A 14236-nucleotide genomic window follows, 5' to 3' on the forward strand; every position below is an offset into this window, starting at 1 on the left:
TTAAACTTGTAGCCAGAACGTCACAGGGCCATCGTTATTCAATGCCACTTGCATGTCAGCGGCAAAAATCCCTGTTTCAGTTTGAATTTCTTTTGCCTTACATTGTTCGACAAAGTATTCGTAAAGACGTTCAGCCTCAGTGGGTGCAGCACCACTTGAAAAACCAGGACGCATGCCTTTTTTGGTATCAGCCGCTAAGGTAAATTGTGATACCACCAACACGCTACCACCCGCTTGCTGCACGTTTAAATTCATCTTGCCATCTTCATCACTAAAGACGCGGTAACCTAAAACTTTATCACGCAACTTTTGCGCTTTTGCTTCATCGTCACCTTTTTCGACCCCAAGCAGTACCAATAAGCCCTTACCTATCGCGCCAGTAATGTGACCATCAACAGTCACGCTCGCTTCACTTACACGTTGGATCAGTGCAATCATTTACGCTTCCTCTTTCTTGCTCGGCTCAACGCTCTGCGGTTTATCTTCGTGGTGCAATGGTAACTGACTCGATTGCTCCCAGAAACCACGTTCACCTAAACTTGCCGTAATTTCTGCTCCCAGTAACACAATGCACCAACATAAATAGATCCAAACAAATAAGATAGGAATGGCTGCCAGTGCGCCATAAATCATTTGATAAGAATGGAAATGCGCCAAATAAATCGCAAAACCTTTTTTACTCAATTCAAATAAAATACTGGCACTTAACCCGCCGATCAGAGCATGACGAAACGTCACTTTGCAATTAGGGACTAACAAATACAGCAATAAAAATGCCAAGCTCGACATCAGAGATGGAAACCAACGCAGAGATTGCTGTAATAAGCCGTGTAACGCTTGGTGTTCAAGTAATGCGAGAGAGCCAAGATATGAGCTAACCGCAATACTAGAACCTAACAGAATCGGTCCTAGAGTCAAAATCATCCAATAGATAGAAAATGAAATGATCCAGCGACGTTTCTTTTTTATTCGCCAGATATAATTAAGGGAAGTATCTATCGATGATATCAACATCATGGCAACCACAAACAAAGCTGCAATACCCACGGCTGTCATCTTACCCGCATTGGAAACAAACTCGTTAAGGTAGGTTTTCACTACCGCACCCGCCGCTGGCACAAAATTCTCAATCACAAAATTTTGCAGTTGCTCACCCAGCCCAGCAAAAACAGGCACCGCAGATAACGCAGATATCACAACAGTGATCAATGGTACTAACGACAATAACGTCACATAAGCCATTGAGCCTGCAGTCACAGTTAAGCGATCATGATTCACTCGCTGGATTAAATACGTAAAATAATCCACCATCAGACGGATTCTTGGACCAAATTGCAACTTCGCCATTTGTTTGTTGTCTGCCTTATAACTTTGTTCTATTAATCTTATACATTCAAAGAAAAGATATTAAAAATTGTCTATTCTCAATTAGTTATTTGCGTCTTATCAATCCAGCCTTTCGTACAAAAACCATTGTTTAGATTGATGTTTGAAAAACGCAGCATGTCTTACTAGGAGCATAACATGCCTTATTTACTCGCTATTTTACTTAGTGTCAGCCTGCTTTCGGGTTGTCAGTCTGCTTACTACTCCGCCATGGAGCAAGTAGGTGTTCATAAACGTGACATCATGGTTGATCGCGTTGAAGACGCAAATGCCGCACAACAAAATGCGCAAAAGCAATTTACCAGCGCATTAGAAGGGCTAAAAGCATTAAATAACTTCCACGGTGGTGAGTTAGAAGCCGCTTATAACGACGTTAACGATCAATACAAAGACAGCGAAGCTGCTGTCAATAAAGTAAAAGATCGCATTGCTGCGATTGAAGATGTGGCAGATGCACTGTTTGAGGAATGGAACGATGAACTTGCGCTTTATAAGAGTGCAACACTGAAGCGTGATAGTGCAAACAAGCTACGTGCGACTAAAGCACAATATCAAAAGATGCTAGCAGCAATGAAACGTGCAGAGCAAAAGATGGAGCCTGTATTAGATACGCTTCGTGACAACACGCTATATCTAAAGCATAACCTAAATGCAGCAGCGATTGGCTCGCTACAGGGTGAATTCAACTCACTACAACGTGAAATTCAACAAGCGATCCGTGATATGAACAGTGCGATTGCAGAATCTAACCGCTTCATTGGTCACCTTAAAAAGTAACACAAACAATAGTGAGTCAACTTAGGTTGGCTCACTGCCTACTCCTTTCTTTTCTCAAGCGACACACTCTTTCTTACTCCTACTTTCTGCTTTCACTTTACTACCTGTCTTTTTCAAATCCCAGATACAACAATCCCCCGATTGTTACCAACCGAGGGATTGTTTATGAATTAATGATCAGCGATCAGTAATTACTTAGTGCGGCTTGCGCGCTTACGATCGTTTTCAGTAAGAAGTTTCTTACGAATACGGATGCTCTCTGGCGTTACTTCTACTAGTTCGTCATCATCGATGAACTCTAGTGCTTGCTCAAGTGTGTACTTGATAGCAGGAGAAAGTACCTGAGCTTCATCAGTACCAGAAGCACGAACGTTAGTTAGCTGCTTACCCTTCAGACAGTTAACTGTTAGGTCGTTAGAACGGTTGTGAATACCGATGATCTGACCTTCGTAAACTTCGTCTGCGTGCTCAGCGAATAGACGACCACGCTCTTGTAGGTTAAATAGAGCGTAAGTTAGCGCTTTACCTGTTGCGTTAGAGATCAGTACACCGTTGTTACGCTGACCGATTGTACCGCCTTTGTGTGGGCCGTAGTGATCAAACGTATGGTAAAGAAGACCAGAACCTGAAGTTAATGTCATGAACTCAGTTTGGAAACCGATCAGACCACGAGAAGGCATCATGAAGTCCATGCGAACACGGCCTTTGCCATCTGGTGCCATATCAGTTAGTTCACCTTTACGAAGACCGATGTTCTCCATGATACCGCCTTGATGCTCTTCCATCACGTCGATAGTCACAGTTTCAAACGGTTCTTGTAGATCACCATTCTCATCACGCTTAATGATAACTTCTGGACGTGACACTGCTAGCTCGTAGCCTTCACGACGCATGTTTTCGATCAGGATAGATAGGTGAAGCTCACCACGACCTGATACGCGGAATTTATCTGGGTCAGTTGTTTCTTCAACGCGAAGTGCCACGTTGTGAACAAGCTCTTTCTGTAGACGCTCAAGGATGTTACGTGAAGTTACGAACTTACCTTCTTTACCTGCAAACGGAGAGTTGTTTACTTGGAAAGTCATGGTTACTGTTGGTTCGTCAACAGATAGCGCTGGAAGTGCTTCTGGTGTATTCACATCACAAATAGTGTCAGAAATCTTAAGCTCACCGAGGCCAGTAATCGCGATGATGTCACCTGCTGTTGCTTTTTCAACATCGTGACGCTCAAGACCTAAGTAACCTAGTACTGTACCTACTTTACCGTTACGCTTAGTACCGTCAGCACCTACCACACATACTTGTTGGTTAGGAACAACAGAACCACGAGTTACACGGCCAACACCGATAACACCAACGTAAGAGCTGTAGTCTAGCTGAGAAATCTGCATCTGCAGCGCGCCTTCAACGTCAACGTTAGGCGCTGCTACGTTGTCAACGATCGCTTGGAACAATGGTTCCATGTTCTCGCCAGTTTCGCCTTCTTCCATTGTCGCCCAACCGTTTAGTGCTGAAGCGTAAACCACTTGGAAGTCTAACTGTTCGTCAGTTGCACCTAGGTTATCGAATAGGTCAAATACTTGATCCATAACCCACTCAGGACGTGCTCCTGGGCGGTCAATTTTGTTGATTACAACGATTGGCTTAAGACCGTGTGCGAACGCTTTTTGCGTTACGAAACGAGTCTGAGGCATTGGACCGTCAACAGCGTCAACGATAAGAAGTACAGAGTCAACCATCGACATGATACGCTCAACTTCACCACCGAAATCGGCGTGTCCTGGAGTATCTACGATGTTGATGCGGTAATCATTCCAGTTAATCGCTGTGTTCTTAGCTAGGATCGTGATACCACGCTCTTTTTCGATGTCGTTAGAATCCATTACGCGCTCTTCGGCTTCGCCGCGAGACTCTAACGTGCCAGACTGCTGAAGCAGTTTGTCAACCAACGTTGTTTTACCGTGGTCAACGTGCGCAATAATTGCGATATTTCTTAATTTATCGATCTGTGGATTAGACATGGGTTCACATTCACTCAGAACATGCAGCATCTCGACTAGAAGCTACTTGATTAAAAAAACGGCTCATAATCTAACAGATTTTACGCCAAAACCCACGAAATATGTGATTTATATCACCAGCTTTTTTTCGACCATGCGCTAGAGCCGCATTTTTACTCACTTTTTTGCTAAATTTTATTTTTCCAAACCTTGTATTCAGCCCCTAAACACCCTTCAAAACTGACTTTTCTTATTAATGCCGCCTAGAGTCTGTCAAGATAGTACATAAGTCTCATTTAACAATAAAAAAACACTTTTTTAGGAGCATTATGAATTGACAATAATTTTTAACATCGCGATAGTAAGCATGTTCTATTATTGTTAACAGCACCAATATCGCACCAAAAAAGTGCATTAATGTTCAATGATAGTGCAGTAATGGATTTATTAAGTCTTAGAAATGCGCAAGAAACCGTATTTTTAAGGCTTTTAAAAATTGGCATGGTTTTCGCTTTAGAGTTTTCAGCTCTGCTCATTCTCATAAATGAGCAATAAATAGATTTGCGGCCATGCCCTTATATAACACCGGAGGTTACTCAAGATGTCAGTAGAAAACGTACTAGCGCTGATCCAGGAAAACGAAGTTAAATTTGTAGACCTACGTTTTACCGATACGAAAGGTAAAGAACAGCATATCTCGATCCCAGCTCATCAAATTGATGCTGATTTCTTCGAAGAAGGTAAAATGTTCGATGGCTCTTCAGTTGCAGGTTGGAAGGGTATCAACGAATCAGACATGGTAATGATGCCTGATGCATCAAGCGCTGTGCTAGACCCATTTACTGAAGACGCTACACTGAATATCCGTTGTGATATTCTAGAGCCAGCTACAATGCAAGGTTACGACCGTGACCCTCGCTCAATCGCTAAGCGCGCTGAAGAGTTCATGCGTTCTACAGGTATCGCAGATACTGTACTTATCGGTCCAGAGCCAGAGTTCTTCCTATTTGACGATGTTAAGTTCAACACTGACATGTCAGGCTCTTTCTTCAAGATTGATGACGTAGAAGCTGCATGGAACACAGGTTCTGATTTCGAAGGCGGTAACAAAGGTCACCGTCCAGGCGTTAAAGGTGGTTACTTCCCAGTAGCACCAGTTGATTCATCACAAGATATCCGTTCTGCTATGTGTCTTATCATGGAAGAAATGGGTCTAGTTGTTGAAGCACACCACCACGAAGTAGCAACTGCTGGTCAGAACGAAATCGCAACACGTTTCAACACGCTAACAACGAAAGCGGATGAAATTCAGATCTATAAGTATGTTGTTCACAACGTTGCACACGCATTCGGTAAAACAGCAACTTTCATGCCTAAGCCACTAGTTGGTGATAACGGTTCTGGTATGCACGTTCACCAATCTCTAGCAAAAGACGGTGTTAACCTATTTGCTGGTGACAAGTACGGCGGCCTTTCTGAAACTGCACTTTACTACATCGGCGGTATCATCAAGCACGCACGCGCAATCAACGCATTCGCAAACCCAGCAACTAACTCTTACAAGCGTCTAGTTCCTGGCTTCGAAGCACCAGTTATGCTTGCTTACTCAGCACGTAACCGTTCTGCGTCTATCCGTATTCCAGTAGTACCAAGCCCGAAAGCACGTCGTATCGAAGTTCGCTTCGGTGATCCAGCAGCTAACCCATACCTAGCATTCGCAGCAATGCTAATGGCAGGCCTTGATGGTATCCAAAACAAGATCCACCCAGGCGAAGCAATGGATAAAGACTTGTACGACCTACCAGCAGAAGAAGCAGCTGAAATCCCAACAGTTGCAGAGTCGCTACAAGGCGCACTACAAGCACTAAGCGACGACCGTGAGTTCCTAACGTCTGGCGGCGTATTCTCTGATGACTTCATCGATTCTTACATCGCACTGAAATCTCAAGACGTTGAGAAAGTAAACATGACAACTCACCCACTAGAGTTTGAACTTTACTACTCTGTTTAAGTAATCACTTAATTACTAAACATTAAATACTTAGGCCTGCTTCACAAGCAGGCCTTTTTGATCTTGTTGTCACTCACAAAGCAACGACAATGAAGTATCTTATTCACGACCACTGTGGATCGTGCAAACAAACTTGGAGTTAACGGATGAAACTCTCTCGTTTTTTTAAGCCGCTCGGCCCTGTGCTTATAACCCTAATATGGACAGCCGCAAGTTCAGCCCAAGCCTCTACCATCTACTCATGGACAGATGAAAATGGCGTGGTGCACTTTACCGATCAACCTCAAACGCCCGATGCCACCGCTTACCCTTTAAGCGTGACCGAAGTCAGTGGCAATATTGAACAAACCGCAGATACCATTGCCGCTCAAACCACTGATGTTACCGTGGTAGAAGAGCCAGCAAAAACCATTACGACCGTCAGTTTAGTCTCGCCAATGCATGAGCAAACCATTCGTAATAACGAAGGTATCATCAATATTCATGCCGTCACTAACAGTAAACTTAATAACCAAACCCAAGCGCAATTAGTGTTAGATGGCATAGTGAAAGGCGATCCTCAAACTGAACTCACTTGGACATTAGATAACGTTGATCGTGGTAGCCACCAGCTACAAATTCAACTAGTTAAAGGCGGCAAGGTTATTGCATCGTCAGACAGTATTACTGTTTATCTGCATCGAGCCACCGTGAAGGCAAACAAGCCAAAGCCAGTACAGCCTCGCTAACCCACAGTTTCACCAATTAACAGTGCCCGATCAGCAATAAACAGGTTACACTCAAATGCACCAAACTGGTGCATTTGACCGAAGCAACCATCATCATGGTTGTAGTAATCAACAAGGATGCTGATTGTGACTGCTGCATTTACCCCTGTAATTATTGATAACCTTGTTACTGCTGTGCTTCTGCTGGATGAAGCTCTCACGATAAGATTCGTAAACCCTGCAGCAGAGCAACTCTTATCTTCAAGTAAGCGTCGCCTACTAGGCACGGTTTTGCCTGATTTATTACAACACTCATCACTTGATCTCGATTTACTGTCCGGCACACTGCAAAGTGGTCAAGGTCTCGCTGATAGTGATGTCACTTTTGTCATTGATGGACAACGTTACTTGCTCGGCTTAAATGCCAGCCCGATTTCATGGCAAAAAGATCTGTTCGTGATGCTGGAGTTAAAGCCAATCGATCAGCAACGCCGTATCAGTCAAGAACTCACTCAATTAGCTCAACAACAAGCAGCTAAAGAATTAGTACGTGGCCTTGCCCATGAAATTAAAAATCCACTAGGCGGACTACGTGGCGCGGCACAATTGCTGGAAAAAGTCTTACCCGATCCAAGCTATACCGAATACACCCAGATGATCATTGAGCAAGCTGATCGTCTGCGTAATCTGGTTGATAGGTTATTAGGCCCTCAACGACCTGGAGTAAGAAAAGTCGATAATATCCATCTTGTGCTGGAAAAAGTCCGACAGTTAGTCTGCCTTGAAAACGATAGCAATATCATCATTGAACGAGACTACGATCCGAGCTTGCCCGATATTGAGATGGATGCTGAGCAACTAGAACAAGCCCTACTTAATATTGTCAGTAACGCTGCCCATGCGCTGAAAAAACAAGGCGGTGGCGCTATTAAGCTCAAAACACGCACCGCGCACCAAGCCTTAATCCAAGGCAAATACACCCGTACCGCAGCCAAAATAGAAATTATCGATAATGGCCCCGGTATCCCAGCAGAAATCCAAGATACCTTGTTCTATCCCATGGTAACGGGCAATGCCGATGGCACTGGGCTTGGGCTTTCAATTTCACAAAATTTAATCGATCAACATAATGGCAAAATCGAAGTGATCAGCTGGTCAGGACACACCAACTTCACTATCCATTTACCAATACAATAATAACTACAGGAGGATAAGGATGAGCAAAGGACTAATTTGGGTTGTTGACGACGACAGCTCTATTCGCTGGGTAATGGAAAAAACCCTTACGGCGGCTGGCATGAAATGTGAAACGTTCGCCAATGCTGATAGTGTACTTGAAGCGCTAGAGCGTAGCGTGCCTGATGTACTGGTATCAGACATCAAAATGCCGGGCACGGATGGATTAACCTTGTTGAAATTACTGCAGCAAGATTACCCACTGTTACCTGTGATCATCATGACAGCACATTCCGATCTAGATGCTGCTGTAAATGCTTATCAACGCGGCGCATTTGAGTATTTGCCTAAACCGTTTGATATTGATGAAGCGGTAAGTCTCGTGGAGCGCGCTGTCAGTCATAGCCAAGAGCAAAAACGCCAGCAACAACCGGAATCAGAAACCAAAGCAGTGCCTGAAATCATTGGTGAAGCCCCTGCGATGCAGGAAGTCTTTCGCGCGATTGGTCGCCTGTCTCGCTCATCCATTTCCGTACTCATCAACGGTGAATCAGGCACAGGTAAAGAGTTGGTAGCCCATGCTCTACATCGCCATAGCCCTCGAAGTAGCAATGCTTTTATTGCCTTAAATATGGCGGCCATCCCCAAAGACTTAATTGAATCAGAGCTTTTTGGTCATGAAAAAGGGGCATTTACTGGTGCAAATAGTGTTCGCCAAGGACGCTTTGAACAAGCCAATGGCGGTACCCTATTTTTAGATGAAATCGGTGATATGCCATTAGATATTCAAACCCGTTTACTACGCGTGTTAGCAGATGGGCAGTTCTATCGTGTCGGTGGACATTCTCCGGTCAATGTCGATGTACGCATCATTGCAGCAACCCACCAAAACTTAGAGCGATTAGTAGCGGACGGTGATTTTCGTGAAGATCTGTTCCATCGCCTGAATGTCATTCGTGTTCACTTACCCTCACTCAAAGATCGTCGCCAAGATATTCCACAACTGGCGCGTCATTTTCTCCAACGCGCTTCTAATGAACTAGGGGTTGAAGCCAAAACCTTACACCCAGACACCACCAAACAACTGGCTGCGCTTGACTGGCCGGGTAACGTTCGTCAGTTGGAAAATATCTGTCGCTGGTTAACCGTCATGGCAAGCAGTAATGAAGTGCTACCTAATGATTTGCCGCCTGAATTACTCGAAACACCGTTAAGCCATATTTCATCGGAACAAGACACACAGCATTGGCACCATGGTTTAGAGGTTTGGGCTAAACAAGCCCTACAACAAGGCAATGAAAACTTGCTCGGTGAAGCACTGCCACAGTTTGAAAAAATCTTACTAGAAACCGCACTGCATCATAGTCATGATTATAAACAAGAAGCGGCACGATTATTGGGTTGGGGAAGAAATACCCTCACTCGAAAACTAAAAGAGCTTGGTATTAACGATTAGTCGTTATAGTTTAGATGATAGTTGCAGGTGAAGACGATCACATTTAGCTGCAACTATCATGTTCAGGCTATACACTTTGCTTATACTTAACGCTCAGTTTTCACCGGAATCACCATAATGATAAACAAGCATCTTCCTTTGACGGACATTCACCGTCACCTTGATGGCAATATTCGCCCTCAAACCATCCTCGAATTAGGCCAACAATTTAATATGACGCTACCAGGTCATGATCTGGAAAGCTTACGTCCACACGTTCAAATTGTCGAAGCAGAGCCAAGTTTAGTCGCTTTCCTATCAAAACTTGATTGGGGTGTTGCGGTACTGGGTGATCTAGATGCTTGTCGCCGTGTGGCTTACGAAAACGTTGAAGACGCACTACGTGCACAAATTGATTACGCTGAACTACGCTTCTCACCTTACTACATGGCGATGAAACATAACTTGCCAGTGGCAGGTGTCGTTGAGGCAGTGATTGATGGCGTTAATGCAGGTTGTCGTGACTTTGGTATCAAAGCTAACCTGATCGGTATTATGAGCCGTACCTTTGGTGTTGAGGCATGTCAGCAAGAGCTAGATGCCCTATTAACACACAAAGATAAACTGGTTGCGATTGATCTTGCAGGTGACGAATTAGGTCAACCAGGCACGCAGTTCAATACTCACTTTAAACAAGTACGTGATGCAGGTCTACGTGTAACAGTTCACGCAGGAGAAGCGGCAGGCCCTGAAAGCATGTGGCAGGCAATCAACGAGTTGGGTGCGGTACGTATTGGTCATGGCGTAAAAGCTATTCAAGATCCAAAGTTAATGGATTACTTGGCTGAACATAAAATTGGTATTGAATCGTGCATCACCTCAAACATTCAAACCAGTACCGTCAGCAACATTAAAAATCACCCAATCAAGCCTTTCCTTGAGCACGGTATCTTAGCAAGCTTAAATACTGACGATCCTGCGGTTGAAGGTATTGAGTTACCTTATGAGTATGAAGTAGCGGCCCCTGCTGTTGGTTTAAGCCAAGCACAAATTGAGCAAGCACAGCGCAACGGTTTAGAGATTGCTTTCTTAACAGAGAGTGAGAAACAAGCCCTTCGCGAGATGGCAGCAAAACGCAGTTAATCACTCACGCGATAAAAATCAGATAACAAAAAGCCCCATTCGAGCAGTGCTGGAATGGGGCTTTTTCAGCAAATTTAATAAGATTAAATCACGCGTGAGAACTGTTGCTGACGAGCACGATCGCGTAAGTATTTATCGAAACACATACAGATATTACGGATCAATAAACGACCTTTCAGTTCAACAAAGATATGTTGTTCATCGACTGAAACTAACTCATCGTTGATAAAGGTTTTTAATAACGTTAAATCTTCAGCAAAATACTGATCGAAATCGATATTAAATTCCGCTTCAATCGCTTTTTTATCTAGTTGGAAGTTACAAATAAGGGCTTTGATCACTTCACGGCGTAGTAAGTCGTCTGCATCTAACGAGACTCCTTTCCACAGTGCGTTTTGTTTTTCTTCAATGTCTCGGTAGTAATGCTTTAGCTCTTTTTGGTTTTGCGCGTAGCAATCACCAATCATAGAAATGGCTGATACGCCCATCCCTAATAAATCACACTCACCTTGAGTGGTGTAACCTTGGAAATTACGGTGCAAAATACCTTCGCGCTGGGCAATCGCCAACTCATCATCAGGTTTTGCAAAGTGATCCATACCAATGAACTGATAACCCGCCCCTGTTAGGGTCGCAATAGTGTCTTGCAGAATACCAAGTTTTTCTTTGGCACTAGGTAATAGCTCTTCACTGATCTTACGTTGTGCTGCAAACAGTTTTGGCATGTGGGCATAGTTAAATACCGACAAACGACCAGGATTCATCTTCAGCACTTGCTCTAGGGTTTGAGCAAATACCTCGCGATTTTGCAATGGTAAGCCGTAAATCAAATCAAGGTTAGTTGAACGGAAACCAAGTTCACTCGCACGTTCAACCATCGCAAAGATAAACTGCTCGTCTTGCTCACGGTTTACTAGCTTTTGCACGTCTTTATTAAAATCTTGCACCCCGATACTTAGGCGGTTAAAGCCTTCACTGCGTAAGTGATCAAGAATATCGAGTTCGATTTCGCGAGGGTCAACTTCAATACTGATCTCAGCATCATCATCAAAATTAAACGATGCACGTAGACTGTTCATTAAACGGCTAATTTGCTCAGCCGTTAAGAAAGTCGGTGTGCCGCCGCCCCAGTGCAATTGGCTTACTTGGCGATCACCTAATAGCGTTGCACGTTGTTTGATCTCTTGCTCTAGCGCGTCAAGGTATTGATCGGCTTTGTGTTGGTGGCGAGTAATGATTTTATTACAGCCACAGTAGTAACAAAGCTTATGACAAAACGGGATATGAATATAAAGCGATAGCTTACGATCTGGGTATTGCTTACATGCCATCTCAAATTCAGCAGAGGTAAATGCTTCATTAAACTCTAACGCAGTTGGGTAAGAGGTATAACGTGGGCCTGAGTAATTATATTTTTCAATCAGGGCCTGATCCCAAATAATCTGCTCATTTGACATGACATATTTCCAATATTGTAGGGAGAATTAAGAGTTAACCGTGCCTATCGTATTACGACTTTCAGCACTTATAGTTTATAAGACAATACAACCATCGCCTAATCAGATTCAGCGATGGTTGTAATCGTTCAGATCAAATCATGAAGACTTTGTTGACAGGATAGCGTCGAGCTCTACCGCAATGGTTTCTTGTAGTCGAGTCTCTGCTTTCATTCGCTCGAGATCAAAACGCATACGTGCGCGTTTCTCTGTTTGTTGACGGGCTTCGCCACGTGGCATGTCTTTCACTACCTCGTATAGCTCATAAATTGCAGGGTAAGTCGCAGCAAAATCTACGCTCTTATCAGCCTGCAAAGCTTCCATCAACTTATACAAACGAATCGCCGCTTCAGACAAATCACACTGTCCCTGTTTGGTGGCAGCGGCAATAACAAATACGCTCTCTAAAATCGTATTATTACGCGTTTCAATAGCCTCTTTTTGTTGCTGTTCAGCACGGGCTAAAAAAACTTTATGGCGTTGATTTTGTTGGTATAGTTTGACTAATAAAAAGCTAGCATAAATACCAAGCGCGGTCACAATTGTGCCACCAATAACAAGCAGAAGCGTCAAATCCTGCAACGGTTACTCCTTACCGAACTTATCTAAATCCATCTTTTCAAATTGATCGAGTAAATCATCATCAGACTTCGCCGCTGGGCGGTAGTCATCTTCCTCGAACAATTCAACTTCATCTTCTTCCATTAAGCCAAGCTGCTTCATTAGCTGCTCGATGCGATCAAGTTTCTGATCGACTTGTTTTTGCAAGCCTGCGCCTAACTTCTCGCCTGCATCTAGGCGATCAAGTAGTACCATTAGCTGTGCATCGTTTTCTAGCATCGCTAATTCTTGCTCAGCTGTTAAACGACGTTGCTGTTTGGTCATCGGCTTTTTAGGCTCAACAATCAAAGGTACTGGTTTCTTACTGCCTAAACGTGGGTCTTTCTTCTGTGCTGCATTACGCTGTTTTGTTTCTTCAACGGCAGAATGGCGGCTACCAGTTTTTAAGCCTTTACGCTTTCTCGCTTTTTGGCGTTGGCGAGATTCAACTTCAAGTTGGCTTGGCGTTTTCTCACGGTATACCGCTGGGCCTTCAGAGCCAACCTTACGGCCTCTTTTCTTACGGGTCATTACTGGGTTTTCCTCAGCAAAATCACATCATTACCAACAAACTCAACTTCTAAGTCATCACGTTTAGCTAAAAAGCGAAACGTATCACGGCTAAAAAAGCTTACGTGGGTTGGATCGTTCTTATAATGCCAACGTTTAAAACCGTCAGCATCGGTTGCTAGCTTTGTCATCAAACCAAGCCAACCGCCCGGTTTGATCATACTCAGCAGCAGCCCCCATTCCTTCGCAGGCTGATAAAAATGTTCAATTGCCTCTGTACAAGTGACAAAGTCATATTGACGCGTTAATACACTCGGATCTGGTGCAAAATACGGGTCATAGATCGCCATATTATATCCCATTTCTTCCAACATAATCGAAAGCGTGGGACCAGGGCCACTACCAAAATCTAACCCCTCAGAGGCACTAGCAGGTAAGCGTTCCACAAGTGGTGTTGCAACACGACTTAAAAATTGGCGATAGCCCATATCTTCAGGGTTATTTTGGTGCTGATCGTAAACCGCTTTTTCTTGCTCTGGCGCGAGTTGTGCGTTCGGATCGGCAAAAATCAACGCACATTGCTGACAGCGAAAGTAGCTACGGTTTTTATCTTCTGCAAATAACACATGCTGTTCACTATGACACAGTGGACAAAGTTGCATGATCACTCTCCGGTATTGCCGATTATTAGCAAAATCGGAACTGGTATAAAATCGAACGGGCTATTCTATACCCAATTACGATGAAGATGTAGTTTTGCTGACTAATTGTGCAATTTAATCTGTAAATACGAGAAAGGTAGATGAAAGATCAGCAAGTTAATTGCTGTTAGTGGAAGTTTTCAGAGGTCAGAAAAGAAAAAAGCGACAGGTTTTCACCTATCGCTCTATGTGAACCACTGGTTCCATATTCTTTCTAGTCGATCCTAACTAGCGTGTAACATCCCGGTTAAGCAAAGTTCCATTTGTTATTGATGCTTTCCTTGCGAACTTTGT

13 protein-coding genes are annotated in these 14236 nt (G+C 43.8%); 6 read left to right on the forward strand and 7 right to left on the reverse strand.

The annotated features are described in order from the left end of the window. Window positions 1-438 carry a D-aminoacyl-tRNA deacylase gene (gene dtd, locus Q7674_RS21175; RefSeq protein ID WP_023931331.1) on the reverse strand — a complete coding sequence of 146 codons (438 nt, stop codon included), beginning with the start codon at window positions 436-438 and terminating at the stop codon, window positions 1-3. Beyond that, window positions 439-1347, reverse strand: coding sequence for a virulence factor BrkB family protein (locus tag Q7674_RS21180; RefSeq protein WP_043128568.1), 909 nt, complete (start codon window positions 1345-1347; stop codon window positions 439-441). It lies immediately after the preceding gene. Window positions 1348-1524: 177 nt separating this feature from the next. Between Q7674_RS21180 and Q7674_RS21185 the strand changes: the two genes are divergently transcribed. Then, window positions 1525-2163, forward strand: coding sequence for a DUF2959 domain-containing protein (locus Q7674_RS21185; protein WP_008985958.1), 639 nt, complete (start codon window positions 1525-1527; stop codon window positions 2161-2163). A gap of 191 nt (window positions 2164-2354) precedes the next feature. Here Q7674_RS21185 and typA read toward each other — a convergent pair whose 3' ends face one another. Beyond that, window positions 2355-4184 carry a translational GTPase TypA gene (typA, locus tag Q7674_RS21190; RefSeq protein ID WP_023931329.1) on the reverse strand — a complete coding sequence of 610 codons (1830 nt, stop codon included), beginning with the start codon at window positions 4182-4184 and terminating at the stop codon, window positions 2355-2357. Window positions 4185-4764: 580 nt separating this feature from the next. On the opposite strand from typA, the gene glnA reads away from it, so the two are divergent. The 5 genes from glnA to add all read left to right on the forward strand — a co-directional run bounded on the left by glnA (window position 4765) and on the right by add (window position 10635). Continuing rightward, window positions 4765-6174, forward strand: coding sequence for a glutamate--ammonia ligase (gene glnA, locus Q7674_RS21195; RefSeq protein WP_008985960.1), 1410 nt, complete (start codon window positions 4765-4767; stop codon window positions 6172-6174). 146 nt (window positions 6175-6320) lie between these two features. Next, entirely contained in the window at window positions 6321-6902 is a 582-nt protein-coding gene (locus tag Q7674_RS21200) for a DUF4124 domain-containing protein (protein ID WP_045064483.1), read from the forward strand. Between the two features lie 126 nt (window positions 6903-7028). After that, window positions 7029-8078 (forward strand): nitrogen regulation protein NR(II), encoded by a 1050-nt coding sequence (gene glnL, locus Q7674_RS21205; protein WP_305423287.1) that lies wholly within the window; start codon window positions 7029-7031, stop codon window positions 8076-8078. A gap of 19 nt (window positions 8079-8097) precedes the next feature. Further along, window positions 8098-9513 (forward strand): nitrogen regulation protein NR(I), encoded by a 1416-nt coding sequence (glnG, locus tag Q7674_RS21210; RefSeq protein WP_305423289.1) that lies wholly within the window; start codon window positions 8098-8100, stop codon window positions 9511-9513. Window positions 9514-9630: 117 nt separating this feature from the next. Further along, a complete protein-coding gene (gene add / locus Q7674_RS21215) occupies window positions 9631-10635 on the forward strand; it encodes an adenosine deaminase (RefSeq protein ID WP_023931325.1) in 1005 nt (334 codons plus the stop codon). 83 nt (window positions 10636-10718) lie between these two features. Here add and hemN read toward each other — a convergent pair whose 3' ends face one another. The 4 genes from hemN to Q7674_RS21235 all read right to left on the reverse strand — a co-directional run bounded on the left by hemN (window position 10719) and on the right by Q7674_RS21235 (window position 13903). Next, a complete protein-coding gene (hemN, locus tag Q7674_RS21220) occupies window positions 10719-12092 on the reverse strand; it encodes an oxygen-independent coproporphyrinogen III oxidase (RefSeq protein WP_023931324.1) in 1374 nt (457 codons plus the stop codon). 138 nt (window positions 12093-12230) lie between these two features. After that, window positions 12231-12713, reverse strand: coding sequence for a DUF2489 domain-containing protein (locus tag Q7674_RS21225; protein WP_023931322.1), 483 nt, complete (start codon window positions 12711-12713; stop codon window positions 12231-12233). A gap of 3 nt (window positions 12714-12716) precedes the next feature. After that, window positions 12717-13262, reverse strand: coding sequence for a Der GTPase-activating protein YihI (yihI, locus tag Q7674_RS21230; protein ID WP_023931321.1), 546 nt, complete (start codon window positions 13260-13262; stop codon window positions 12717-12719). Next, complete coding sequence (locus Q7674_RS21235) at window positions 13262-13903, reverse strand: class I SAM-dependent methyltransferase (protein ID WP_023931320.1); 642 nt, start codon at window positions 13901-13903, stop codon at window positions 13262-13264. Before Q7674_RS21235 ends, yihI begins: the two co-directional genes overlap by 1 nt. Window positions 13904-14236: the final 333 nt, after the last annotated feature.

Source organism: Photobacterium leiognathi, from assembly GCF_030685535.1.
GTDB classification, from domain to species: Bacteria; Pseudomonadota; Gammaproteobacteria; order Enterobacterales; family Vibrionaceae; genus Photobacterium; species Photobacterium leiognathi.